Source organism: Clostridium estertheticum, assembly GCF_018861295.1.
Classification (GTDB): Bacteria; Bacillota; Clostridia; order Clostridiales; family Clostridiaceae; genus Clostridium_AD; species Clostridium_AD estertheticum_D.
Genome location: NZ_JAHLDM010000004.1, coordinates 1 through 24,401 on the forward strand (window position 1 = coordinate 1; position 24,401 = coordinate 24,401).

Genomic DNA, 24,401 nt, shown 5'->3' on the forward strand with positions numbered 1-24,401 from the left:
CTGGTATGCAAGATTCTGATTTCATAATAGCTATAAATAAAGATGCAACTGCACCTATCATGAAAGCTGCTGATGTAGCAATAGCTGGAGACTTTTTGAAAGTAATCCCAGAAATGATAGCTCAAATTAATACATTAAAAAATAAATAGTTTAACTGGAGCGATTTTGATGTATTTCTACATCAAAATCGCTCTTTTTTTTTACAAAAATTTTATTTTCTAATTTTCTAAGCATTTTATTGAATATATGTAATAAATTTAATTCACTTTCCAAATGACTCTAAATAAACTAAAATATTAGTATTAATATGATGCTTTATACACAATATATATGAAGGAGCTGATTTTATAATGGATTTTCAAAAAGATGCTGTAGAAATATTAAAAACTGTTATAGACAATGCTTATGATGGTATTATCATTATAGATAAAAATGCAATTATAACCATGATTAGTAAATCATATTGTGAATTTATGGGAATTTCAGAAGAAAATGCTATAGGAAAACCTGTCACTGATGTTATCCAAAATACAAGGATGCATATTATTGTACAAACAGGGGTTACAGAAACTGCTCAGCTACAATCTATAAAAGGAAGCTACATGATAGCCACTAGAATGCCTATAATTAAAAATGGAGAAATAATTGGTGCTATTGGTAAAGTATTATTTAGAAATGTAAAAGAGCTGAATACTCTTTATAGTAAAATTAAAACTATGAAAAAGGAACTTGAAACCTATAAAACCCAGTTAAAACAGTTAAATACTGCAAGTTATTCCTTTGATGACATAATAGGTTCAAGCGAAAAGATATTGGCGGCTAAATCTATTGCCCGCAAGGCTGCTCAAACACATTCTAATGTGCTTATACTTGGTGAGAGTGGCACAGGGAAGGAACTATTTGCCCATGCAATACATTTAGCTAGTGATCGATTGTATGCACCTTTTGTAAAGGTAAACTGTGGAGCTATTCCGACTGATTTATTAGAATCTGAACTTTTCGGTTACGAAGGTGGTGCCTTTACAGGTGCCAAAAAAGAAGGTAAAATCGGAAAATTTGAATTAGCGGATGGTGGAACAATATTTTTGGATGAAATAGGAGATATGCCTCTTCATATGCAAGTTAAACTACTAAGGGCAATTCAAGAAAAAGAAGTTGAAAAAATTGGTTCATTAGGAAGTAAAAAAATTGATATTCGTATAATTGCTGCAACAAATAGAAACTTAGAAAAATCTATGCATGAAGGTAACTTTAGGCAAGATCTTTATTATAGATTAAATGTAGTGACTATTACTATTCCGTCTCTTCGTGAAAGGCGTGATGATATTTTACTTATTGCAAATCACCTTATCACAAAAATTGCTGAAGATTTGAATAAGAAAATTGTAGGTATGTCTAAGGATTCAGAATATTTTCTAAAAAATTATTCATGGGAAGGCAATATAAGGGAACTTGAAAATATATTGGAAAGGGCAATTAACGTAATAGAAAATAGTAATACTATATGTCCTATAGATCTACCTGATGAAATCACAGGAAGAAAACAGATTAAACCTATTAAAAGTCTTGAATCAACTATAGAAGAAGCAGAAAAGCAAGCTATTATGGATGCACTTAAATCAACCAACGGAAACAAAACTAAGGCTGCTAAAAAACTTGAAATTGGAAGAACAAGTTTATATGAAAAAATTCAAAAATATAATATACCTTTATAATTGTTCTATAAAGTGAACGGTATTCTTAAACCTTAAGAATACCGTTCATTTTTTCGAACTAAAAATCCTTATATGCATATATTAAGTTCTTAATGACGTACACAGAGTTTTATCTAATCTACACAATCTTTGATAAAATCATCAGACCCCAACGTTAACACGATATTATTGTATATTTTAGTCGCTTTTTGTTGGCATACTTCTTGCTTGTTATATTTATAACAAGTGTTAATAATATGATAAAAGGAGATAAAAAATGAAAAAAACTATGTCTAGTTATGACGCAATCACTTTAATAAAAAATGGTGACACCGTTGCAATTGGAGGATTTGTCGGTTCAGGTCACCCCGAAGAATTAACCATAGAAATTAATAAATCTTTTGCCCAAAGCGGAAGCCCAAATAATTTAACTTTGGTATACTCAGCCGGACAAGGAGACTCAAAAGACAAAGGTTTAAATCGTCTTGGCGAAGAAGGATTAGTTTCAAAAGTAATAGGTGGTCACTGGGGCCTTTCTCCCAAACTTTCAAATCTTGCTATTGAAAATAAAATTCAAGCTTATAATCTTCCTCAAGGTGTAATTTCTAATCTTTATAGAGATATCGCGTCGGGAAAACCAGGAACTATTACACATGTTGGTTTAAAAACTTTTGTAGATCCGAGAATCGACGGCGGTAAGTTAAACGATATCACAAAAGAAGATATAGTTAAAGTTATTGAAATTGATAATAAGGAATACTTGTTCTATAAGGCTTTCCCTATAAATGTAGCACTTATTCGTGCTACTTATGCTGATGAAAGTGGTAATGCCACTATGGAAAAAGAAGCCGTAACATTGGATGTTCTTTCTATGGCACAAGCAGCTAAAAATTCTGGTGGAATTGTAATCCTTCAAGTTGAGAAAGTTGTATCAAATGGCACTCTGGATCCAAGAAAAGTTAAAATTCCAGGAATACTTGTGGATGCTATTGTGATTTCAAAACCTGAAAATCATATGCAAACATATGGGGAACAATACAATCCATCATACAATGGTGAAATAAGAATGGCAGTAGATGATATTCCCGGTTTAAAACTAGATGAACGAAAAATAATATCTAGAAGGGCAGCTATGGAACTTATACCCAATGCCGTAACTAACCTTGGAATAGGCGTACCTGAAGGTATTTCCATGGTCGCAAATGAAGAAGGTATCGGTAGTGATATGAAACTTACTTTGGAATCAGGACCAATAGGTGGAATCCCTGCAGGTGGATTAAGTTTTGGAGCTGCAATAAATCCTGAAATGATCCTTGATCAAACTAGTCAATTTGATTTTTACGATGGCGGTGGTCTTGATGTAGCTTTCCTCGGACTTGCTCAATGCGACGAATCAGGAAATATTAATGTAAGTAAATTTGGCCCTAAAATTGCAGGTTGTGGTGGTTTTATCAATATAACTCAAAACTCTAAAAAAGTTGTTTTCTGTGGTGCCTTTACTGCCGGTGGGTTAAAAATTGAAGTAAAAAATGGAAAGTTAAATATAATCAAAGAAGGTAAATTCAATAAATTTATTAAAACTGTTGAGCAAATAACTTTTAGTGGCGAGTATGCTGTAGATGTCTCCCAACCAGTATTGTATATTACTGAAAGAGCTGTTTTTGAACTTAGCAGTAAAGGTGTCTTACTTACTGAAATCGCTCCAGGGATTGATCTTGAAAAAGATATTTTGGCACATATGGATTTCATGCCAGTAATTTCATCAAATTTAAAATTTATGGATGAAAGAATCTTTGAGGAGAAAATTATGGGATTAAAAGTTTCATAATAATTAAAAGTAAAAAATGAGGAGGAATTAATAATGAAAGGTTTAACAATGAAGGAACTAAATATTGGTGATAAAGATTCTTTTGAAAAAACTATAAGTGAATCTGATGTATATCTTTATGCTGGAATAACTGGTGACTTAAATCCGGCTCACATAAATCAAAGAGAAGCTGAAACAACAATGTTCAAAGGTAGAATCGCCCACGGCATGTTAACAGCAGGTTTCGTATCTGCTGTACTTGGCATGAAATTACCTGGACCAGGAACTATTTATCTAGGTCAAGAACTCAGATTTACAGCACCAGTTAAATTTGGAGATACTATAAAAGCCGAAGTTGAAGTTATAGAAAAAAAGGAAGAAAAAAATATTATGAAATTAAGTACAATATGTACTAATCAAGATGGAGTTGTTGTTCTTAAAGGTGTTGCAACTGTTATGCCACCTAAATAAAACCTGCCCCTTTTATAAAATAAGTGTTTATTTTATAGAACGGTATTTTTATATTTTAAAAATACTGTTCCATTTTAAGAACACCATGATAATGTTTACATAAATCATGTTCATTTTACTGAACACACCACTAAACTCGATAGACAGATTCTTATTAAAAGTACTTAAAAATCAATAAAAAGCCACATAAAATTTGTTTTTTATTGTTTCTTTATTGGCATGATATTTGCTATTTATAATTATGAAAAGCTTTACAATATTTTAATGAAGGGGGTTAAAAAATGAATAAAATTATGTCTAGTTATGATGCGATTGCTTTAATCAAAAATGGAGACACTGTTGCGATTGGAGGATTTATCGGTTGCGGTCACCCTGAAGAACTAACAATAAAAATCAATGAGTCTTTTCTTGAAAAAGGACTTCCTAATAACTTAACTTTGGTGTATGCCGCAGGACAAGGAGACTCAAAAGATAAGGGTTTAAATCGTCTTGGCGTGGAAGGTTTAGTTTCAAAAGTAATCGGTGGTCACTGGGGACTTGCTCCCAAACTTGTAAAACTAGCTATTGAAAATAAAATTCAGGCTTATAATCTTCCTCAAGGAGTAGTATCTCACCTATATCGAGATATTGCAGCAGGTAAACCTGGAACTATAACTCATGTTGGCTTAAAAACTTTTGTGGACCCTAGAATTGATGGCGGCAAATTAAACGATATCACGAAAGAAGACATAGTTAAGGTTATTGAAATTGATAATAAGGAATATTTGTTTTATAAAGCATTCCCTATAAATGTGACACTTCTTAGGGCTTCTTATGCTGATGAGTTTGGGAATGCCACTATGGAGAAAGAAGCTGTAACACTTGATGGTTTATCTATGGCTCAAGCAGCTAAAAATTCTGGTGGGATTGTAATACTTCAAGTTGAGAAAATTGTAGCAAACGGCACCCTTGATCCAAGAAAAGTTAAAATCCCAGGAATACTTGTGGATGCTATTGTGATTTCAAAACCTGAAAATCATATGCAAACCTATGCGGAACAATATAATCCATCTTATAACGGTGAAATAAAAATGGCACTTACTAATATTCCTGGACTTAAACTAGATGAACGAAAAATAATATCAAGAAGAGCTGCAATGGAGCTTATTCCTAATGCTATTACTAATCTTGGAATAGGTGTACCTGAAGGAATATCAATGGTAGCAAATGAAGAAGGAATTGGGAGTGATCTTAAAGTTACTTTGGAGTCAGGTCCAATAGGCGGAATCCCAGCAGGTGGACTAAGTTTTGGAGCTTCAATAAATCCTGAAAGCATACTAGATCAAAGTAACCAATTTGATTTCTATGATGGTGGAGGTCTTGATATAGCATTCCTAGGTCTTGCTCAATGCGACGAAACCGGGAACATTAATGTAAGTAAATTTGGTCCTAAAATCGCAGGTTGTGGTGGTTTTATTAATATAACTCAAAATTCTAAAAAAGTTGTTTTCTGTGGGACCTTTACAGCAGGTGGCTTAAAAATTGAAATTCGTGATGGAAAATTAAACATAATTCAAGAAGGTAGATCTAACAAATTTGTTAAAAATGTTGAACAAATCACTTTTAGTGGAGAATATGCTGTAGATGTCTCCCAACCAGTTTTATACATTACTGAAAGAGCAGTTTTCAGATTAACTAAAGAAGGTGTTACTTTAGAGGAAATAGCTCCTGGTATTGATCTGCAAAAGGATATTCTAGATAAAATGAATTTTACTCCAATTATATCTAAAAACCTAAAACTAATGGATTTAAGGATATTTAATGAAGGTATTATAGGTCTTAAATTGGCCAATTAATAAATACAGTCTTTGAAATAATAATATTGATATAATTTTTGCTAAAATATGAAAAGTAAACGGTTAAAAAAAAGAGAATAAAATTTTAATTAATGGAGGTTTTATAAATGTTAGGAGTTTTCGGTATCATATTAAGTTTATGTCTATTAATGTTTATGGCATATAAGGGTTTCTCTGTCATTGTCTTTGCCCCTATTTTTGCACTACTAGCAGCTTTATTTTCCGGAATGGCTATTTTGCCCACATACACAGAAATATTCCTGCCTAATCTCGGTAAGTATGTAACAATTTATTTTCCGTTCTTTCTATTGGGAGCAATATTTGGAAAAACAATGGAACAATCAGGTGCGGCAAAATCCATTGCCAAAACTATAGTAGAAAAACTAGGAAAAAAGAGAGCAATACTCTCTGTTGTTTTATCAGCAGCTATCCTTACTTATGGCGGTGTAAGTCTTTTCGTTGTAGCATTTGCAGTGTATCCATTTGCAGCATCTATTTTTAAAGAAGCAGACATTCCAAAACGACTTGTTCCAGGTACAATTGCACTTGGTGCGTTTACATTTACTATGGATTCGCTTCCAGGAACACCACAGATTCAGAACTCCATTCCAATGAAATTTTTTAATACAGATCTTTACGCAGCACCTGTTATGGGAATACTTGGAGCAATTATTATTATGGCATGTGGTATTACCTATTTAGAATGGCGTAAGCGTACAGCTCAGGCAGCTGGAGAAGGATATGGTGAAAACCATACTAATGAACCTATTATGGTTGATGATGATAGTTTACCAAATGCATTTTTATCAGCATTACCACTAGTTTCTGTGCTAGTTGTAACTCTTATTTTGCAAAAATTAGTTTTCCCACATTGGGATATCATATCTTGGGTAACTAAGAAACCTTACAATATGTTATCAGCTGGTGTTGTAGGAACTATGAATAACTGGGCGCTCATGATTTCACTTATCATAGGAATTCTTCTTGCAATGCTTATTAATCCTAAACGTATGCAAGGTAATATAGCTAAGGCTATCAATGCTGGTGCTATCGGCTCTCTTTTAGCAGTTATAAATACGGCATCTGAAGTAGGTTTTGGTAATGTTATAAAAACACTACCTGGTTTTCAATCCATTGCTCATGCTTTAACAAATATAAATCCTCATGGTAGTCCATTACTATCTGAAGCGGTTACAGTAAATGTTCTATCTGGAGTAACCGGCTCCGCTTCCGGTGGTATGAGTATCGCTCTGGATACTTTTGGTAAACACTACTTACAGTGGGCATCAAATACAGGCATAAGTCCTGAATTACTCCATAGAGTTGCTGCTATGGCATCTGGAGGAATGGACACATTACCTCATAATGGAGCAGTTATTACACTCCTTGGAATTGCAGGTTTAACACATAAACAAGCTTATAAAGATATATTTGCTATAACTCTACTTAAGACAGGAACATGTTTCTTTCTAATTGGATTACAATCAATTTTACATTTTGTTTAATAATTAAATACAACTATGTTTTTAATGAACGGTATTCTTAATATCTTAAGAATACCGTTCATTTTTCGTTATCATACCCTAATTTTTTAAAATTGCTTTTAATTTCTTTTCCTGGTAATAATATTTCCTCCTTATAATTAAAAGAAGTTTGACTAATAATACTATAAAAGGAGGTCTTAAAATGAAAAAAGTTATGTCTAGCACTGACGCAATTTCTTTAATTAAAAACGGAGATACCGTCGCAGTGGGAGGTTTTATCGGTTGCGGACACCCTGAAGAATTAACCATAAAAATTAGTGAGTGTTTTCTTGAAAAAGGTATTCCAAATAATTTAACCTTAGTTTATGCTGCCGGTCAGGGAGATTCAAAAGACAAAGGTCTGAATCATCTTGGCCACGAGGGTTTAGTTTCAAAGGTAATAGGTGGACACTGGGGCCTTGCACCTAAACTTGTAAAACTGGCTATAGAGAATAAAATCCAGGCTTACAATCTTCCTCAAGGAGTAATCTCTCACCTTTATCGAGATATCGCAGCTGGTAAACCAGGAACTATAACACATGTAGGATTAAAAACTTTTGTAGACCCCAGAATTGATGGTGGTAAATTAAACTCTGTTACTAAAGAAGACATAGTAAAAGTTATCGAAATTGATAATAAAGAATATTTATTTTATAAATCATTTTCAATAAATGTAACACTCATTCGTGCTTCTTATGCTGATGAGAATGGGAATGCGACTATGGAAAAAGAAGCTGTAACCCTTGATGGTTTATCTATGGCTCAAGCAGCCAAAAATTCTTCCGGAATTGTAATACTTCAAGTTGAAAAAATTGTAGCAAATGGCACCCTTGATCCACGAAAAGTTAAAATCCCAGGAATACTTGTGGATGCTATTGTTATTTCAAAACCGGAAAATCACATGCAAACCTACGCAGAGCAATATAATCCCTCCTATAATGGAGAAATAAAAATGGCGCTTAGTGATATTTCTGGTTTAAAACTCGATGAGCGTAAAATAATATCAAGAAGGGCTGCAATGGAGCTTATCCCTAATGCTATTACTAACCTCGGAATAGGAGTACCTGAAGGCATATCAATGGTTGCAAATGAAGAAGGAATAGCAAATGATCTTAAAGTTACTTTGGAATCAGGCCCAATAGGCGGAATCCCTGCCGGTGGATTAAGTTTTGGAGCTTCAATAAATCCTGAAAGCATACTTGATCAAAGTAACCAATTTGATTTCTATGATGGCGGAGGTCTTGATATAGCCTTCCTAGGTCTTGCTCAATGCGATGAGAAAGGAAATATTAATGTAAGTAAGTTTGGCCCTAAAATTGCAGGTTGTGGCGGTTTTATAAATATAACTCAAAATTCCAAAAAAGTTGTCTTTTGTGGAACTTTTACAGCAGGTGGGTTAAAGATTGAAATTCATGATGGGAAATTAAATATAATTAAAGAAGGTAAATCTAATAAATTCATTAAAACTGTTGAACAAATAACCTTTAGTGGTGAGTATGCTTTGGATACCTCTCAACCAGTCTTATACATCACCGAAAGAGCAGTTTTTAGATTAACTAAAGATGGAGTAACTTTAGAAGAAATCGCTCCTGGTATTGATATGCAAAAGGATATTCTAGATAAAATGGATTTTACTCCTATTATATCTAAAGATTTAAAGTTGATGGATAAAAAATTATTTAATGAGGGTATTATAGGAATCAAATTAGCTAAGAATAAGTAAATGATTTAATCAAAATATAATTAGGAGGTTTTTTTAATGTTAGGAGTTATTGGAATTCTATTAAGTTTAGTACTATTAATGTATATGGCTTATAAAGGTTTCTCAGTCATCGTTTTCGCCCCTATTTTCGCATTACTCGCTGCAATATTTTCAGGACTAAATGTTCTTCCAACATATACCGAAATATTTCTTCCTAATCTAGGAAAATACGTAACAACATATTTCCCATTCTTTTTATTAGGTGCTATTTTTGGAAAAACAATGGAACAATCTGGCGCTGCGAAATCAATTGCAAAAACCATAGTTCAAAAATTAGGTAAAAAAAGAGCAATGTTATCAGTAGTGTTATCAGCAGCTATCCTTACTTATGGTGGTGTAAGTTTATTTGTTGTAGCATTCGCGGTATATCCATTTGCAGCATCTATCTTTAAAGAAGCGGACATACCAAAACGTCTTGTTCCAGCAACTATTGCACTTGGGGCATTCACATTTACTATGGACGCACTTCCTGGAACACCACAAATTCAAAACTCAATTCCGATGAAATTTTTTAATACAGATCTTTATGCCGCACCTGTCATGGGGATACTCGGAGCAATTATTATTTTAACATCCGGTATGGCTTATTTAGAGTGGCGTAAACGTAAAGCGCAGGCCGCTGGAGAAGGCTATGGTAAAAAACATACTAACGAACCTATTATGGTTGAAGATGATAGTTTACCAAATGCATTAATATCTGCGATACCGTTAGTTTCAGTACTAGTTGTTACCCTTATTTTACAAAAATTGATTTTTCCTAATTGGAATATAATATCATGGGTTACAAAAGAACCTTACAATATGCTTTCAAAAGGCGTTGTAGGAACAATGAATAATTGGGCACTCATGATTGCACTCGTTATAGGCATTATTCTTGCCATGGCAATTAATCCTAAACGTATGCGAGGTAATATTGCTAAAGCCATCAATGCCGGTGCTATAGGCTCTCTTTTAGCCGTTTTAAATACGGCATCTGAAGTCGGTTTTGGTAATGTTATAAAAACACTTCCTGGTTTTCAATCAATTGCTCATGCTTTAACAAATATAAATCCACATGGTAGTCCACTTATATCCGAAGCAATTACAGTAAATGTGTTATCCGGAGTAACAGGTTCCGCATCAGGTGGAATGAGTATAGCCCTAGATACATTTGGCAAGCACTACTTGGCTTGGGCTTCAAGTACAGGTATAAGTCCTGAATTGCTTCATAGAGTTGCTGCTATGGCCTCTGGTGGAATGGATACATTACCTCATAATGGAGCTGTTATTACACTCCTTGGCATTGCAGGTTTAACCCACAAACAAGCTTATAAAGACATATTTGCTATTACTATCATTAAGACAGCAACATGTTTTCTACTAATTGGATTACAATCAATTATTCATTTTGTATAATTGCTCAAAATAAAGGAGGATTTTTAATGAAAGGTTTAACAATGAAAGATCTTAATATTGGAGATACAGATTCTTTTGAAAAAACTATAAGTGAATCTGATGTGTATCTTTATGCAGGCATAACCGGTGACTTAAATCCTGCTCATATAAATCAAAGAGAAGCTGAAACAACAATGTTCAAAGGTAGAATCGCGCATGGCATGTTAACAGCAGGTTTTGTTTCTGCGGTACTCGGCATGAAATTACCTGGACCAGGCACTATATATCTAGGTCAAGAACTCAGATTTACATCACCAGTTAGATTTGGAGATACTATAAAAGCGCAAGTTGAAGTTATAGAAAAAAAGGAAGAAAAAAATATTATGAAATTAAGTACAACATGTACTAATCAAGATGGCGTTGTTGTTCTTAAAGGTATAGCAACCGTTATGCCACCTAAATAATTAATATATGTCATTTAGAATAAATAATAGGGAATATACATGGATTTACTTTATTAAATTCCCGTATATTCCCTATTATTAAAATCTATTCATATCGAAGTGCATCTATAGGATTTAATTTTGCAGCTTTTCTTGCAGGATAAATCCCAAAAAATATTCCGACCGCTGATGAAAACAATATTGTTTCTAATATAACAAGGATGGAAACACTAGGGGTAATGCCTGCAAACGATCCTATTATTTTAGCTGCAACTATACCAAGTGTCATACCTATAAGCCCTCCTATAAGAGATAGTATTACGGATTCAGTTAAAAATTGAAATAATATAGCATTAGTGGTAGCCCCAATTGCTTTTCTAATACCAATCTCTTTTGTTCTCTCAGTTACAGAAACGAGCATTATATTCATAACTCCAATACCTCCAACCAAAAGAGATATCGCAGCTACTGCACTAAGGAAGGCTGTGAAAATCCCTAAAACTTGATTAATTGACTCAAGCATACTAGCCGAATTAGTAGCCTTATAAAGGTCTAAAGTTTTGTTATCATGTTTAGCCTGAAGAATTTTCAAGGCTTCATTTCCAGTTTGCACAGAGTTCGCTTGTGAAGTAGATGTCATAGTAAGCGTTGATATATTAAAATCTAATGGGAATAGTGTTTCAAGAAATGTAATTGGCACTGTTACAAGTGTTGGCGTACTATCACCACTTCTGCTACGTGGTCCACTACTACCGCCAAACATGCTACTTGCTTTTGAAACACCAACAACAGTCGCACTTTTACTAGAAGCTACTGGTCCTAATTTAAATGATTTACCTACAGCATCATCAGTCCCAAATAGTGCCTTTGCTGAAGTTTGATCAATTACTGCAACAGCCTTACCTTCTTCAACTTCTCTCTCATTTAAAAATCTTCCATATACAATTTCCACATTACTTATTAATGAATAATCCGTATTAACTCCGGTAACATTTGCTGTATTAGTCTTTGTATCAGTTCTCGCTGTTCCTTTTTTTGAAACAGTTGGAGAAATATACTTAGCAGTATCTACTCTGTTTTTTATTTGCTTTACATCATCAAGTGTAAAATAATCACTTATTTGCTCTACTTTCGATGGATCCACATTTAGAGTAACTGTATTTGACCCCATTTTAGCAAATTCATCTCCAATATAATTTTTCCCTCCATTACCAAGCGCAACAATAGTAATTACCGAGCTTATACCTATTATAATTCCTAGCATTGTGAGAAAAGATCTCATTTTATTTGATAGGATACTTGCTATAGCCATTTTGAGACTCTCTAAAATATTCATAACTGCCCTCCATTTTATCGTGAAAATATTTACGCATAATATATTATCTATAATATTGTTCTTCCTGAAACAGGGTAGTCATCAACTATTTTTCCATCTAGGAATCTTACAATTCGTTTCGCACATTTTGCTATATCATCTTCATGTGTAACCATTAAAATAGTAGCACCATCCGCATTTAAATTTTGAAATATTTTCATGATTTCAATTGATGATTTTGTATCTAGATTACCTGTTGGTTCGTCTGCCATAATAACTGCAGGATTGTTAACCATTGCTCTTGCAATTGCCACCCTTTGTTTTTGTCCACCGGATATTTCATTAGGCCTATGTTTAATTCTGTCACTAAGACCTACCTTTTCAAGTGCGCTTAGGGCCCTAACCTTTCTTTCTTTTGCTGATACTCCTGCATAAAGCATTGGAAGCATAACATTTTCAAGTACTGATATCCTTGGGAGTAGATTAAATGCTTGAAATACAAATCCTATCTCTTTGTTTCTTATTAATGCAAGTTGATTATCTTCAAGATTGGAGACATCCAGGTCGTTTAAAAAATATGTACCACTATCCATTCTATCCAAGCATCCTAAAATATTCATAAAGGTTGATTTTCCGGAACCTGAAGGTCCCATTATTGCAGTGAATTCACCTTTCTCAATTTTAAGGCTTACCGATTTAAGTGCAGTGAAATCAATATCTCCAGTTATGTATCTTTTTAATACACCCTTTACTTCTATCATTATTTTCCTCCTAGATTAACAACATCTTTAACCATTACACCATTTGTAATGGTGCTGCCTGGATTTAATATTACACTCTCCCCTACTTTTACACCGCTTACGATTTCCATATCAGTATCTGATTGAAGTCCTAATTTTACATTTTTTTGGACTGCTTTTCCATCACTAACAACAAACAAATAAGTAGACCCATCTTTGTTAGTTAATATTGATTGCGCAGGAACCTTCAGAGTGGCCAATACTTGATTAAGCAATATATCCACATCTGAGTCAAAGTTTACTTTTAACTGCGGCGCTGCTTCTAGTACATCAAGTTCTACAGTTAAAGTTGTATCTCCCCCTGTGGCTGTTGTATTAACCGTTGCCGTTGGATAAATTTTTGAGACCTTAGCTTTATAACTCTTACCACTACTTAAAATTGTTGCTGATTGCCCAATAGCAACTTTAGCAGCATCATATTTTCCAACTTTAACAATTCCCTTTAAATTTGATATATCCTGAACAATTATAGCCGTTCCCTGTCCTCCAGTTTGACCACTTATAACATTAACTTCCGTTACTACTCCATCAATGTCAGATGTAATATTTGAGTTTTGTGATAATTTAATTTTTACTGAATCAAGAGTGTTCTGAGCTGCTAAAACAGCATTATCTAGTTGGTTTATCTTTTCATCAGATAATACATTTGCATTATCATTTTTATTCACTGCATCCTTTTTTTGAGATATAGCATTATTATAATTAATTTGAGCAGATTCTAGTTGATTATACAGATCAGCTGTATCATAAATTAATATAATATCCCCTTTTTTAACTTTATCACCAACACTAACTTTAACATTTGAAATCTTAGTTGCCGCGGATACAGAATAATCTTTTTCGTTTTTAGATTTTATAGTAGCTGTGGTGGATAAATACATTTTTACATCACCTATTGCAACTTTTGAAGTCTTTACAGTTATAACCTGTTTCTTATTTCTTGAAGTGAACTGAATCCCTCCAATAATACCTATAATTGCTACTATTACTACGCCAATAATAATTTTCTTTTTCATGATAACCTCCTACATATTTATAATTCAAAATATAAATTCAATAGTTTATATTTTACACGATAAGTATCAATAAGTATCAACATTTCCTTACCTATGTATTAAATTTTTATTAAATTAGTCCGATAAATGATTATTATTCTCCTAATCAACCCTTAATATTACAACTTATCAAAAATAATCATAATATGTTCCTTAATTATTAAAAGCTATATCAGTTGTATTAACCGATATAGCCTTTATTTATAATATTTTAGATACCTATTTTATAAATCATATTCTAATAAATATATATGTATTTTAATTGAATTCTATCTTTAGTATATGATTCACTGAAACTTTCTGATTTAAATTGGAAAGAACATTGGTATAAAAAGTATAGCACTAAAAATAATACAGATTCCTGTAACACCAGTAGCCCCTAATATATATTCAGCACCTTTTGAATTGTCTGCATCATTTCTCTGATACTTTAACCCAATAATCCAAAAAACTAATGCTATTATTAGCACTATAGCATCCATTATAAACAATATTTTAATCATCTTATCCTCCAAAGTTAAATATTTTTTAATAGCGAGGTTAGTAATCCCAATAATTCTATTTTAAGTTTAATTTCTCTACTTTTTATAAACTAAATATAAACAATGTATAAACTTTAAGAATCATTACAATATTGTCTAATGGAGATTATACAATGACTTAATTTACTAACGAATTCAAAATATAATAAACCCTCGACTAATTTATTAATATAATTAGTCGAGCGTTTTAATTTTCTATAATAGCATCTTTATTGCTGCCAAAAAACATCTGCTCCCATAATCCTTCTTTCTGAAAAACCTCTATATTTCCATTTTTTTCAACCGTTAACTTGACTTCACCAATGCATCTTATGTAAGTAGGATTGACCCCCAAAGCTTTAGCTATAAAGTTTCTTATTGGAGCGATTCCCAGTCTATCAATCATATTGAAAGCTAAAATATCATATTCTCTTTTAAATTCTATTTGATATTTAATTTTATTATCCACTTTATGTATAAACGTCAAATTATTATCAATGAATTTTTTAGTTATTGCGTGATATTTAGTATTCAATCTTTTAATTACTGTCTTTTCTTCATTATCATCTAATATAATCCCATCTTTAGCTATCATCATAACCGGCAATCTAGTATAGTCATATTTCTTTTCCGTAATAATATCACACGCTATTATTGTATAAGGACCAATATTTGCACGACACCAATACCAATGATTCATGAGTTTTCTCATATGTATATTACCCCAGTTGTGGTCGTGATATCCATCACCATTTAACTCAAACTTTTCTCCTTCGATCTTTAAAGTTGCACTAATGTGTGCAGATGGTTGTGCAACAATCCATGCAAAATAATATTCCTGTTTTTCTCCATAATACCAATGTCCTGTTCCCGGGCGCCACATTGGTAATTTAGGTTTCATTGTACAAGTATATTCAACATCGCCATCTACAAAATGTATTAAATAAATCCCTTTTGAATATTTAATACTGCTTTGACCAATTAATACATCACATAACTCCTTTGAAGCACGAATCTTTTGCCCCTTCCCCTCAGAAATACGTTTTATTAACTTTTTCCCATTTGGAAAAGTTATCTCAAGTGATGCCGTTGGATTCGCAAGACCTCTTACATCAAATCCATTTTTTGTATAAAATATAACAACTACTTTACTACCATCTGAGTACTGAGCATCAAAATACCACCATTCGTATGTACCTCTACCACCAGTGCTTCTCATTCCATCTTCCCATGCTGCGGTTTCTTTATTAATACCTAATCGCTGATAATAGCTAATACTTTTGCCTAAAATTGCTTTTTCACTCATATCTCACCCTCCTTACCCTGCTCCAATAATTTTTATAACTGTTTTGGCATTGTCAAGTTGCACTTGATGCTTTCTCCATTAAATTATACTCCCAAGCATACACAATAAGAAAACCCACAACTTATTAATTAGTTGTGGATTTTACCTTTAAATCATCTCCCGGACATAAAAGAAGAACCAGATTAATAAAACCTGATTCTAGTTTTTCCATATTTAAAACACATTATTTTTCCAATATATTTTTAATTGTTTCTTTCATTTCTTCACATTTACAATTAGCAAAGAAATATTCTTTGAATTTTTCTCCGCCTATAGCGCCTTTTAATAGGTCTTGATCTATATCTTTTAAAATTGTTGCCATATCTTTATATGTTACTTTTTTAACTTCATCTAATATCTTTTTATTTCTTTGTTCTGGAACAACTCTTTCTTTTGGATACCCCTTACCGCTTTCGCCTTGGAATAATCTCCCGAATATGTCTTCCAAATTTAATTCTGCTCCCCATCCAAATCCCTTAGCAAAAGGCGTTGCTATAGCATTTCCATCATTAACTTGTGCAAACATATATGCATCTGAAGGATCTTGTACATGACCACATAATACTCCAGGGAATGAATTGCATGCTAGCATTGCTCCTTCTCCGGTACCACATCCAGTTATTACATAATCAGCTGCTCCTGAGTTTAAAAGAATAGCTGCTAAAATACCATTTTGAACATATGTTAATTGCACCTCATCATCTGCGCTGTACATTCCATAATTAAATACTTCATGGCCTTTTGGCTGCACTACTTTTTTTAATGTTTCATATATGATTCCATTTTTTCCTGCTTGGCTATTCTCGTTAATTAAGGCAATTTTCATTTATATTCCTCCTCGTATAATGGATAGTGCAAAAACTATCTTATTCTGGTTGTTTTCCAAGAGTAGCAAGTATTCCACCATCTACATATAACACATGTCCATTTACAAAATCTGATGCATCAGATGCGAGGAATACAGCTGGTCCTACTAAATCTTCTGTTGTTCCCCAACGTGCAGCTGGAGTTTTCCCTATAATAAAATTATTAAATGGATGTCCTTCTGTTCTAAGTGGTGCAGTTTGAGGTGTTGCTATATATCCGGGTCCAATTCCATTACATTGAATGTTGTATTCACCATATTCAGCTGCAATGTTTTTAGTTAACATCTTAAGTCCACCTTTTGCAGCTGCATAAGCTGAAACGGTTTCACGTCCTAGTTCACTCATCATTGAACATATATTTATTATTTTACCATGTCCCTTTTTAATCATTGCAGGTATTACAGCTTTGGATACTATAAATGGTGCATTTAGATCTACATCTATAACCTTTCTAAAATCTGCTGCTTTCATATCAATCATTGCAACACGCTTAATTATTCCTGCATTATTTACAAGAATATCAATTACTCCAACTTCTTTTTCAATCTTTTTAACTAATTCATTTACCATCTCTTCATCTGTAACATCACATACATATCCAAAAGCTTTTATACCTTCTTCTGCATAAGCTTTTATTCCCTTGTTCACAAGTTCTTGATTTATGTCATTAAACACTATTGTTGCTCCCGCATTACTATAAGACTTTGCAATAGCAAATCCAATACCATATGATGCACCTGTAACTAATGCAACTTTACCTTCTAATGAAAATTTCTTAATTATATCCATGAAATATTCCTCCTCGAATTTATAATATTTATATATATTAAAGAAATATATATTATTTATATGTTTCTTTAAAATTTTCAATTATTTTAACGTACCATTAACACCTTACAATGTAGATTCATTCCAATTTACAATACACTCTAATACTTGTTGACCATTTTCATCATTTTTACTTTCAATTTGGTCTATTAAAATGCTTGCTGCTTGTTGTCCTTCTTTAAAAGCAGGTTGCACAATAGTTGTTATGCTAGGCGTTGCAAAATTAGTCCACTCAGTGTTATCAAATCCCATAAGACCTAACTTAGGCATTAAAAAATAATAATCTTTTAGTGCAATAAATACCATTGGTAAAGCCCAACAATTAGGAACAAAAATTAATTGTTTTTCTTTTTCATTAATATGTTTAACAAGAAAATCCAGTATCTTTTTAGGATTTTTTTTATCATTATCTTCAACAATTAATTTTTTATAAGCTAAATCATGATCTAATAAAGCATCAATATATCCAGAAGTTCTTTCAACACGAGTACTTAATAAACTTGGATCAGCTGTGATTAGAATAAATTTTTTATATCCTTTATTTATACAAACAACAGTAGCTTCATAAGTAGCATCATAATTATTTGTTTTTACCCATTTTGTTTTATAATCGTATACATTACTATCAAAAAAAACCATTGGTTTTTTTGCTTTTTTAGAAATTTCCTTAAATTGAATTGTAGGTTGTACAATAAACCCATCAACACCCATAGATAACATTCTATCTATAAGGTTTTCTTCCCTAGAATAATCATAATTACTATTTGCTACAATAAGTTGATAACCTTTTTTACTTGCTATATCTTCAATTCCTTTAACAATTTGGTTTGAAAATGTATTAGTAATATCTCCAATCATTATTCCGAGCAACTTAGAACTTTTTGAATTTAGACTTCTAGCAGCAATACTAGGTTTGTAATTTGTTTCTTTTATTACCTCTGCTATTTTTTGTCTTGTTTTTTCAGACATTTTCTCAGTTTTACCATTTAAATAAAAAGAGACTGTCGTTTTAGAAGTACATGCTAAATTTGCAATTTCTCTAATCGTAATCTTACCTGAATGCGTCATATCTAACCCCATATTTAAATAATTTATATTCCTATACTATTATATTAACATAAAAAAATAATTTAGTAAACTAGTTTACTAAATTATTTTATTTGTTTAGATATCTCCATCTACTAGCTGCTTAAAATTTATACTTTCTAGTTCTGCATTTAAACTTTTTTGTACTTTTGTCATTGCTCTATGCACAATGCATACACCACTTATATTCAAATTACAAAAACTTGGTTCAATTACACACCTATTAACACATATTGGACCATCTATTGCTTCAATAACATCTCTTAAGTTTATTTCCTCTGGCAATTTATTTATAGCATATCCTCCCTTTACTCCCCTATAAGATTTTATAATATCTGCTTGTATTAGCTTTCTTAAAAGCTTTAAGAGAAATCTTAGTGGTATCCTCTCTTTTTCTGAAATTACTTTTGATTCTACCTTTTCGCCATAACCTAATTTACATAAATAAATTACTACCCTAAGACCATAATCTGCTTCTTGTGTTATTTTCATAATATATCTCCCTAAGTACACTCGTTTGGTATACTTTATACTTTAAGATACTTACTGTATTTTGTCAACAAAAAAGTAATATTTACTTAATTTTACCATAAAAATGGACCTACTCACAAATTTTATCCATGAGCAGGTCCCAAATTTATATTTTTATGAAATTACTTCATTGACTCGATGATACTTTCAGCAATTGCATCCATTGAATCCACATCGTCTTCTTTCATACTAGAGTTTAATGAGATTTCATTGTCTAAAATAGTTATTTCTTTCATCTCACCCAAAAGTTCACGCATCAGCTTACCAGATTGAGGAGCCCATGAACCATTTTCTATAAGAGTAAAATTACGTTTTTGAACATTCAATGCTTTCATATCCATTATATAAGAAAGCATTGGTGGATATATCTTAAGGTTGTATGTTACAGATGCAAGAACCACATTACTATATTTGAATGTCTCAGAAATCAAATATGAGACATGAGTTTTAGAAACATCGTACATCACAACATTTGTCATTCCCTTTTCCACGAGCCTTGTTGCTAGGTCACTCGCAGCAGCCTCAGTATTGCCGTACATTGTTCCATAAACAATCATTACACCTTTTTCCTCAGGTTCATACCTGCTCCACTTGTCGTACTTACCTAAAAAATATCCCAAATCATTACGCCATACCGGTCCATGTAGTGGACAGATAATCTTGATGTCGATAGTTCCAGCCTTCTTTAAAAGGTCCTGAACATGGGGCCCATATTTGCCTACAATATTTGTATAATACCTTCTGGCATCATCAATCCAATCGCGGTCAAAGTTAACTTCGTCATTAAACAACTGACCATCCAATGAGCCGAAAGAACCAAAAGCATCAGCGGAAAATAATACACCATTTGTAGTATCAAATGTCACCATAGCTTCTGGCCAATGTACCATTGGAGCAGCCACAAATGTAACTACATGTTTTCCAAAAGACATTGTATCGCCTTCTTTAACTTCTATTACGTTTTCATCGATATGGAAACCGAACTGATGCATGAACAAGAAAGCTTTATGGTTGCATACAATCTTTACATTCGGATAACGAAGAATAATCTCTTCAATGCACGCTGCATGATCCGGTTCCATATGGTTAATTACCAAATAATCTAAAGATTTGCCTTTTAAAACTGATTGAATATTTTCAATGAACTGACGGCAAATTGACCAGTCAACTGTATCAAAAAGTACTGTCTTCTTGTCTATTAGTAGATAAGAATTATAGGAAACACCCCTTGGAATAGGATGAATGTTTTCAAAAAGGGCAAGACGACGATCGCTTCCACCAACCCAATAAAGATCCTCAGTTATATTTCTAACACAATACATATATATAATCCTCCTTTACACTAAAAACATATTATTATATTTAATTATTATAAAAATTAAACCTCTATAAACATATCTTTTTCTTCACCGCAAGCAGGGCAAGTCCATTCGTTTGGTATATTTTCAAAGAGAGTGCCCGAAGCTACTTCGCCTTCATCATCACCTACGCCAGGATCGTATTCATAACCGCATCCATTACATACATAATGTTTCCAAGTTGGAATAACCACCTTCGGAGCTGCTGACTTCATCTTCACCATTGGTGGAGCATCTTTCTTTGCTTCTCCATTATCTAAAGCAGCAGTTAGAAGTGGTAATATTTCCATTATATCTCCAACAATACCATAATCTGAATTTTTAAAAATTTTAGCTTTAGAATCAATATTTATAGCAACAATTGTACTAGCGTCCTTTATACCTTTCAAATGCTGACCTGCACCTGAAATACCGCAAGCAATATAAAGATTTCCTTTGAATTTTTGACCAGACATTCCCACATAACGATTTAGTGGTAAATATTTAAGGGTTTCAGCTACTGGACGGGAAGATCCTATAGCTGCACCGGCTTGAACTGCCAAGTCTTCTATAAGTTTCATATTTTTCTTTTCACCAATACCTAGACCTACACTGACTACCCTTTCAGCCTTGGTTATAGGGGTGTCCATTGGAATTCCAACTGTAAAATCATATTTATCTGCCTTAAGAGCTTCCACAAGTGCATTTACTTTTTCACTCGCAGTTCCATCTCTAAAAATTATTTTTTTGCGATAACCTGTAGCAGGTCCACGCTTAGTAGCTTTACCTGGGTTTTCATTTTTGGGCATCTTGCCTATAATATGAGCAGCGATGACGACACGTTGAATCTCATTCGTTCCTTCATATATTGTACAAATCTTAGCATCCCTGTAAGACCTTTCAACTTCCATACCTTTTAAATAACCGCTTCCACCAAATATTTGAAGTGCATCATTCACAATTTCAAGGCAAACGTCTGAAGCGTATTGTTTAGCCATAGCAGCTTCCATACTGTAGTTCTCATGATTTTCTTTAAGCTCTGCTGCACTGTAAATAAGTAATCTAGCTGCGCGAAGTTTTGTTGCCATATCTGCCAACTTAAAAGATATAATTTGTTGCTGACATATAGGTTTTCCAAATTGAACTCTTTCCTTTGAATACTCAAGTGCATTCTCATAAGCACCTTGTGCAATGCCTAGGGCCTGAGCTGCAACACCAATACGGCCACCATCCAAAGTTGCCATAGCAATTTTAAAACCACTACCCTCAGCTCCTAATAGATTTTCCTTAGGAACCTTCACGTCATTGAATATTAGCTCAGCAGTAACAGATGAACGAATACCCATCTTATCGTAATGCTTACCGAAGGTAAAACCTTCTGTATCCTTCTCCACAATAAATGCACTTATACCTCGGATACCTATATCCGGCGTAGTAATTGCAAATACAATATAAATATCAGCCTTACCAGCATTTGTGATGAAGATTTTTTCACCATTTAAAATATAATTATCACCATCGAGTACTGCAGTGGTTTCAGTACCACCAGCATCACTACCAGCATTTTCCTCGGTAAGACCGAATGCACCAAGTTTTTCTCCCTTTGCTAATGGAACCAAGTACTTTTGTTTTTGCTCGTCTGTTCCATAAGCTGAAATCGGGTAAGAACCTAGTGATGTATGAGCTGATAAAATTACGCCTGTCCCACCATCAACTCTTGATAATTCCTCAACGGCAATTACATAACTCATTATGTCAAGACCTGCTCCACCGTACTCTTTTGGATATGGTATTCCCATCATCCCCATATCCGCTAACTTATTAATAGCCTCATCCGGAAATTTATTTTCCTGATCTAACATAAATGCAATAGGTTTAACTTCCTCCTGGGCAAACTCTCTAATTTTAATCCTCAAATTTTCATGTTGCTGCTTAGTCTTAAAAAGCATATATAATACCTCCCTTTAATTAATCTGTTTAATAAATGTAAATTCGTAAACGTCTTCTTTAAAGTGTACCTAAATTGTATAGTTTCATTGTATACCTAACAAATACACATTGCAACCTTAATTCCAACCTTTTTTTCGTCATGATTCTCCATAAAAACGCGAGGCTTGTTCTAATATTATATTCTCTGTTATCAAATGTTATAACCTTAGACTTTCATTATTTAAAATAATGAAAGTCTATGTGGTATCCTTTTCGTTTATTATACAAAAAAGAACCTATATGAATAGATTTTTTTAAGTATCTATCATATAGGTTCCATCTCATTGCTGTCGTTATTTCATTTTCAGTTTGCAATATACACAATAAATATTAAATATTCCAGTGTTTTATATTGACGTTTACTATTCCTCCTTTTGCATAAAAGAAAATGTTTTTGCTCTCCTTCTTAGGGTAAATTCTAGATGAAAAAGTTTCTTCACCTTTATTTATGAATATTTCAACAGATGACTTATCCATGAATAAACGTATGCTTAATTTTTTACACTTCTCTATTTCGCACTTTCTCACACCCGTTTTACTTAACCCACTTTTACATCTGTCCAATATTATTTTTTTCTCTTCTGTATTATAATATAACAATGTTTTCTCATTTTCCTTGTCATCACATCTAAGTTTAATTCCAAATTCCAAGACATTTTCCCATGAAAAATCACAAATCAGCTCAAAACAATCTCCATAAATATTATCCAATTTAATCTGTTCATTATTTATTAATACATTATCATACCTAGTTTCATTAGTTCTAAGTAATTTTATTTCTTCTACTGGATTTTGATAGATTTTATTATTTTTAATATGCAGTTCTCTAATAATTGTTAGACAGTGAAGCCAATTATTTTTTACCGTAGGACTATCTTCTTCTTCTGGAATACCCATCCAACCAACTAAGAGTAACCGTCCTTTTTCATCCTGTGTAACTTGAGGAGCATAAAATTCAAAACCTCTATCTAACTCAATAAAATCACCATAGGCTAATTTTCCCGTTTTATAATCTAATTTACCTAACAAATATCCACATTGGTATCTATTATTATATAAGTCACCCTTAGGCTCTACCCCCTGAGGACAAAAAAGTAATATATCTTTTCCATCTAAGTTAAATAAATTTGGACATTCCCACATATAGCCTAAATAGTCCAATCCATTTATATTTGCACCAGCAACTTCTCCAATTTTATTCCAAGCTAGTAAGTCTTCTGACCTATATAAAAGTACTACTCCTTCTTCTTTTTCTGTTTGGGTTCCAATTGCCATATACCATAGTCCATCATATTTCCAAACTTTAGGATCTCTGAAATGTGTTGTATAACCTTTAGGCACATTGCTTATAACAGGGTTGTTTTTATATTTAACAAAGTGTTCGCAATCAATGCTTTGTGCAATACACTGATAGGTTTCTCTTTTCCCTAATTCATTTTTTACATTTCCTGTATAAATCAAAGTTAATTTACCATTATTATTTACAGCTGAGCCAGAATAACATCCATGAGTTTCATACCATTCACTTGGACAAAGTGCAGGTGATAACATACTCCAATGAATTAAATCTGAACTTTTTACATGAGCCCAATAAACCATTTTATCTTTAGGATACAAAGGATTAAACTGATAAAATAGATGATATTCACCATTAAACTGAATAAATCCATTAGGATCATTCAAAAAGCCTACACTTGGCATTAAATGATATTTTAATCTATAGTAATCACCATTTACTTTTTCATTCAATTCCCTAGATGTTTTTATTGAGATTTTTGTCAATTCATCATTTTTAATTATAATAACACCACCAAATTTA

Annotated in this window: 20 protein-coding genes and 1 pseudogene; 9 read left to right on the forward strand and 12 right to left on the reverse strand. The window is 32.7% G+C overall.

The window, feature by feature from the left end:
* The 9 genes and pseudogenes from KPL54_RS05705 to KPL54_RS05745 form a co-directional block, all read left to right on the forward strand.
* Positions 1-149, forward strand: a pseudogene (locus KPL54_RS05705) (electron transfer flavoprotein subunit alpha); the annotation flags it as partial.
* Positions 150-350: 201 nt separating this feature from the next.
* Positions 351-1,715 (forward strand): sigma-54 interaction domain-containing protein, encoded by a 1,365-nt coding sequence (locus KPL54_RS05710; protein ID WP_216105674.1) that lies wholly within the window; start codon positions 351-353, stop codon positions 1,713-1,715.
* Between the two features lie 256 nt (positions 1,716-1,971).
* On the forward strand, positions 1,972-3,522 hold the full coding sequence (locus KPL54_RS05715) for an acyl CoA:acetate/3-ketoacid CoA transferase (protein ID WP_216105675.1): 1,551 nt from the start codon (positions 1,972-1,974) through the stop codon (positions 3,520-3,522).
* Positions 3,523-3,555: 33 nt separating this feature from the next.
* Positions 3,556-3,972 (forward strand): MaoC family dehydratase, encoded by a 417-nt coding sequence (locus KPL54_RS05720; protein ID WP_071611276.1) that lies wholly within the window; start codon positions 3,556-3,558, stop codon positions 3,970-3,972.
* 281 nt (positions 3,973-4,253) lie between these two features.
* A complete protein-coding gene (locus tag KPL54_RS05725) occupies positions 4,254-5,807 on the forward strand; it encodes an acyl CoA:acetate/3-ketoacid CoA transferase (RefSeq protein WP_216105676.1) in 1,554 nt (517 codons plus the stop codon).
* A gap of 107 nt (positions 5,808-5,914) precedes the next feature.
* Positions 5,915-7,312: a GntP family permease gene (locus KPL54_RS05730; RefSeq protein ID WP_216105677.1), complete on the forward strand. Its 1,398-nt coding sequence runs from the start codon at positions 5,915-5,917 to the stop codon at positions 7,310-7,312.
* A gap of 181 nt (positions 7,313-7,493) precedes the next feature.
* Positions 7,494-9,053 (forward strand): acyl CoA:acetate/3-ketoacid CoA transferase, encoded by a 1,560-nt coding sequence (locus tag KPL54_RS05735; protein WP_216105678.1) that lies wholly within the window; start codon positions 7,494-7,496, stop codon positions 9,051-9,053.
* 36 nt (positions 9,054-9,089) lie between these two features.
* Positions 9,090-10,487 (forward strand): GntP family permease, encoded by a 1,398-nt coding sequence (locus KPL54_RS05740; protein WP_216105679.1) that lies wholly within the window; start codon positions 9,090-9,092, stop codon positions 10,485-10,487.
* 26 nt (positions 10,488-10,513) lie between these two features.
* Complete coding sequence (locus tag KPL54_RS05745) at positions 10,514-10,930, forward strand: MaoC family dehydratase (RefSeq protein ID WP_216105680.1); 417 nt, start codon at positions 10,514-10,516, stop codon at positions 10,928-10,930.
* An 85-nt stretch (positions 10,931-11,015) separates the two neighbouring features.
* On the opposite strand, the gene KPL54_RS05750 is transcribed toward KPL54_RS05745, so the two are convergent.
* The 12 genes from KPL54_RS05750 to KPL54_RS05805 form a co-directional block, all read right to left on the reverse strand.
* Entirely contained in the window at positions 11,016-12,245 is a 1,230-nt protein-coding gene (locus tag KPL54_RS05750) for an ABC transporter permease (RefSeq protein ID WP_216105681.1), read from the reverse strand.
* 47 nt (positions 12,246-12,292) lie between these two features.
* Positions 12,293-12,985, reverse strand: a complete 693-nt coding sequence (locus tag KPL54_RS05755; RefSeq protein WP_216105682.1) for an ABC transporter ATP-binding protein — start codon at positions 12,983-12,985, stop codon at positions 12,293-12,295.
* Positions 12,985-14,040, reverse strand: coding sequence for an efflux RND transporter periplasmic adaptor subunit (locus KPL54_RS05760; RefSeq protein ID WP_216105683.1), 1,056 nt, complete (start codon positions 14,038-14,040; stop codon positions 12,985-12,987). The genes KPL54_RS05755 and KPL54_RS05760 overlap by 1 nt, the downstream gene beginning before the upstream one ends.
* 344 nt (positions 14,041-14,384) lie before the next feature.
* The gene (locus KPL54_RS05765; protein ID WP_171298232.1) at positions 14,385-14,582 is read right to left on the reverse strand and encodes a hypothetical protein; all 198 of its coding nucleotides are present in this window, start codon (positions 14,580-14,582) and stop codon (positions 14,385-14,387) included.
* A gap of 226 nt (positions 14,583-14,808) precedes the next feature.
* On the reverse strand, positions 14,809-15,906 hold the full coding sequence (locus KPL54_RS05770; protein WP_216105684.1) for a lipocalin-like domain-containing protein: 1,098 nt from the start codon (positions 15,904-15,906) through the stop codon (positions 14,809-14,811).
* Positions 15,907-16,129: 223 nt separating this feature from the next.
* On the reverse strand, positions 16,130-16,771 hold the full coding sequence (locus tag KPL54_RS05775; RefSeq protein ID WP_216105685.1) for an RpiB/LacA/LacB family sugar-phosphate isomerase: 642 nt from the start codon (positions 16,769-16,771) through the stop codon (positions 16,130-16,132).
* Positions 16,772-16,811: 40 nt separating this feature from the next.
* On the reverse strand, positions 16,812-17,600 hold the full coding sequence (locus tag KPL54_RS05780) for a gluconate 5-dehydrogenase (protein WP_216105686.1): 789 nt from the start codon (positions 17,598-17,600) through the stop codon (positions 16,812-16,814).
* 105 nt (positions 17,601-17,705) lie between these two features.
* Positions 17,706-18,707 carry a LacI family DNA-binding transcriptional regulator gene (locus tag KPL54_RS05785; protein WP_216105687.1) on the reverse strand — a complete coding sequence of 334 codons (1,002 nt, stop codon included), beginning with the start codon at positions 18,705-18,707 and terminating at the stop codon, positions 17,706-17,708.
* A 96-nt stretch (positions 18,708-18,803) separates the two neighbouring features.
* Complete coding sequence (locus KPL54_RS05790) at positions 18,804-19,217, reverse strand: RrF2 family transcriptional regulator (protein WP_216105688.1); 414 nt, start codon at positions 19,215-19,217, stop codon at positions 18,804-18,806.
* A gap of 161 nt (positions 19,218-19,378) precedes the next feature.
* Positions 19,379-20,578 (reverse strand): FprA family A-type flavoprotein, encoded by a 1,200-nt coding sequence (locus KPL54_RS05795; RefSeq protein WP_216105689.1) that lies wholly within the window; start codon positions 20,576-20,578, stop codon positions 19,379-19,381.
* A gap of 56 nt (positions 20,579-20,634) precedes the next feature.
* Positions 20,635-22,542: an acyl-CoA dehydrogenase family protein gene (locus tag KPL54_RS05800; protein ID WP_216105690.1), complete on the reverse strand. Its 1,908-nt coding sequence runs from the start codon at positions 22,540-22,542 to the stop codon at positions 20,635-20,637.
* 370 nt (positions 22,543-22,912) lie between these two features.
* Positions 22,913-24,331, reverse strand: coding sequence for a glycoside hydrolase family 32 protein (locus KPL54_RS05805; protein WP_253203359.1), 1,419 nt, complete (start codon positions 24,329-24,331; stop codon positions 22,913-22,915).
* Between the last annotated feature and the right edge of the window lie 70 nt (positions 24,332-24,401).